This is a genomic window from Novosphingobium chloroacetimidivorans (assembly GCF_014204535.1).
Taxonomy (GTDB): Bacteria; Pseudomonadota; Alphaproteobacteria; order Sphingomonadales; family Sphingomonadaceae; genus Novosphingobium; species Novosphingobium chloroacetimidivorans.
In genome coordinates, this window is sequence record NZ_JACHLR010000072.1 from 1 (window position 1) to 2,250 (window position 2,250).

The window sequence follows — 2,250 nt, forward strand, 5'->3', positions numbered from 1 at the left end:
GGTCGCGCGCATGACCCTCGATGTACGCCATCGGCACAGCATACGTCTGTTCGCGAGCCTATGGAATCAATCACCGAGTTTCCGCACAGTCTGGATGGTGGAATGGGAATTTTGAACGCTTCTCGAAACCCGTCACGCTCACAGAAGTGAGAAAGGGTGTCCCGTAAGCCGAGGCGTCACAACCGTTCGGTTTTAACCGATCAGGTTAGATAGCGAGATGTGTCGTGTACGCTGGGAACAAAGCGAGGCATGAGCAGTTAACGGCCCACTGGCCGGCGCTTCGGGGCAAGCCCTCCTCTAGCGCTGGACTTCTATGGCAAACGAAACCCCTGAGACGCTGCCCAGCGCCCCGCCTCCGCATCTGGCAGGTGGCGCCAACCCTGACATGACCGACGACAGCAACAGCATCTTCTTTGCGGCGGTGAAGACGACGCGAATGCCCATGATCGTCACCGATCCTAACCAGCCTGACAATCCGATCGTGTTCGCCAATCCGGCGTTCATCAACATGACCGGCTATGGCTGGGACGAGCTGGTCGGCACCAACTGCCGACTGCTTCAGGGGCCCGACACCGATCGCGACACGGTCGCTGAAATTCGCCGCGCCATTGAGCAGCGGAAGGAAACATCGGTCGAACTGATCAACTACAAGAAGAACGGCTCCGCCTTCTGGAACGCGCTGTTCATCTCGCCGGTGTTCGATGCCGACAACAAGCTGATCTACTTTTTCGCCTCGCAGCTCGATGTCACGCGCCGACGTGATGCGGAAGAAGGTCTTCGTCAGGCGCAGAAGATGGAGGCGGTGGGTCAGCTCACCGGCGGTGTCGCGCACGACTTCAACAATCTGTTGACGGTCATCCAGGGTTTCAGCGACGTGCTGCGAAACCAGATTGAGGGAGATGGCGAGTTCGACCGCAAGAAGGCGGCACGTTCGATCAATGCGGTCATGCAGGCGGCCGAGCGCGGGGCGACGCTGACCCAGCAGCTCCTCGCCTTTTCGCGCCGGCAGAAGCTGCAAGGCCGCGTGGTCAACCTTGTCGATCTGATCGACCAGCTTCAGCCGTTGATCGAGCGGACCGCGGGCGGCGTCGTGAACGTGCGGATCGTTCACCAGGAGACGACCTGCAACGCACGGATTGATCCGACGCAGGCTGAGCTGGCAATAATCAATATCCTGCTCAACGCACGCGACGCCATGCCGGACGGCGGCAACATCGTCATCGAGACCAGGAACCGCTCGATCGAGGCTGGCGACAAGGGCTTTGGCGAGCTCGAAGCCGGCAACTATGTCGGCGTGACGATCACCGACGAGGGTACGGGCATGTCCCCTGAGGTGCTGAAGCGGGTTACCGAGCCCTTCTTCACCACCAAGGACCAGGGCAAAGGTACGGGTCTAGGCCTGTCGATGGTGTACGGCTTCATGAAGCAGTCGGGTGGATCGCTACGCATCTACTCGGAGGAGGGCCACGGCACGACGGTACGGATGCTTTTCCCGTGCGAGAACGCAAGGGCAGAGCCGGTCGGAGGGAAGCCTTCACGATCGCTTGCCGACAAGCGCGGCACCGAGACGGTGCTGGTCGTGGAGGATCAGATCGATGTCGGCGACTATGCGGAGACAGTTCTGGCCGAGTTCGGCTACACAGTTTTGCGGGCTGAGAATGCCAACGAGGCGCTGACGATCCTCGACGGTGCCGGGCACATCGACCTACTGTTCAGCGACCTGATCATGCCCGGAGGCATGAACGGCGTTATGCTGGCGCGAGAGGTCAAGCGACGCAGGCCGCGGATGCGGGTGCTGCTGACCACAGGCTATGCGGAATCGTCGATTGAGCGGGTCGATGCGCGCGGTGCCGAGTTCGACCTGATCCAGAAGCCGTACAAGCGCAGCGAACTGGCGACGAAGGTCCGGCAGGTGATTGAAGGTCCGACCGGGGTCGGCACGCACGGGGGATGAAGGTGGAGAGCTATTATCGCGATCAGGCCACCTTGTGTGCCGAGCAGGCGGCATCGACAACGTTGCCGAATGTGATCGACCGCTGCCGTCGCTCCGAAGCGGCATGGCTGGCGATGGCGGAACGTGCGGCCCGTCATAATCAGATCAAAGCGGCGCTAAGAGCATGATGCTAGGGCGATTGTAGCCGTAACAATCATCAGGGTAAGCGTCCGCCCTCGGGCGTGTTGCGGCATTTAGGCTCGGCGCTGATGGACCTCTGCTAAGGAGTCTCTTTCTGGACTCCAGAAGGAGGCCAA

2 protein-coding genes are annotated in these 2,250 nt (G+C 60.8%); both read left to right on the forward strand.

Translation table 11 applies throughout. From position 1 onward, the window contains the following. Nucleotides 1-313 precede the first annotated feature (313 nt). Nucleotides 314-1,954 (forward strand): histidine kinase famiy protein, encoded by a 1,641-nt coding sequence (locus HNO88_RS21835; protein ID WP_184250926.1) that lies wholly within the window; start codon nt 314-316, stop codon nt 1,952-1,954. A 2-nt stretch (nt 1,955-1,956) separates the two neighbouring features. Beyond that, on the forward strand, nt 1,957-2,121 hold the full coding sequence (locus HNO88_RS21840) for a hypothetical protein (RefSeq protein ID WP_184250928.1): 165 nt from the start codon (nt 1,957-1,959) through the stop codon (nt 2,119-2,121). The last annotated feature ends 129 nt before the right edge of the window (nt 2,122-2,250 follow it).